Below are 414 nucleotides of genomic sequence, written 5' to 3'. Positions count from 1 at the left end.
CCGGGGAACTGGTCTTCCAGGCGGTCTCCGGGCAGGGCGAGGACTTCCTGGTCGGCCGCAGGTTCCCGGCCGGACGCGGGATCGCGGGCTGGGTCGCCGGTTCCGGCGAGCCGATGGTGGTGGACGATCTGAACCGGGAGCAGGGGTTCGCCCGCGATCTGGCCGAGTCCACCCAGTACGTTCCCAATGCCCTGATGGCGGCGCCGTTGCTGGACGCGTCCGGGGTGCTCGGCGTCCTGGAGGTGCTGGACCCCTCCCCGCAGGCGCGTTCCGACCTGGCCGAGCTCGACCTGCTCGCGCTGTTCGCGCGGCAGTCGGCCGGCGCGCTGCGGTTGGTGACGCAGCGGCAGGCGCAAGGGCGTCCCGGCGCGGTTGGGGTGCGCGCCGGGGTGCGGGCGGTCGAGGGGCTGGACG

Annotated in this window: 1 protein-coding gene; it reads left to right on the top strand. The window is 74.6% G+C overall.

The window, feature by feature from the left end:
* Positions 1–414: GAF domain-containing protein (locus tag GWK61_RS55390; protein WP_194922391.1), on the top strand; the 414-nt coding region annotated here is incomplete at both ends.

The organism is Catenulispora rubra, from assembly GCF_015356825.1.
Lineage (GTDB): Bacteria > Actinomycetota > Actinomycetes > Streptomycetales > Catenulisporaceae > Catenulispora > Catenulispora rubra.
This window is presented reverse-complemented; position numbering and strand designations above follow the sequence as displayed.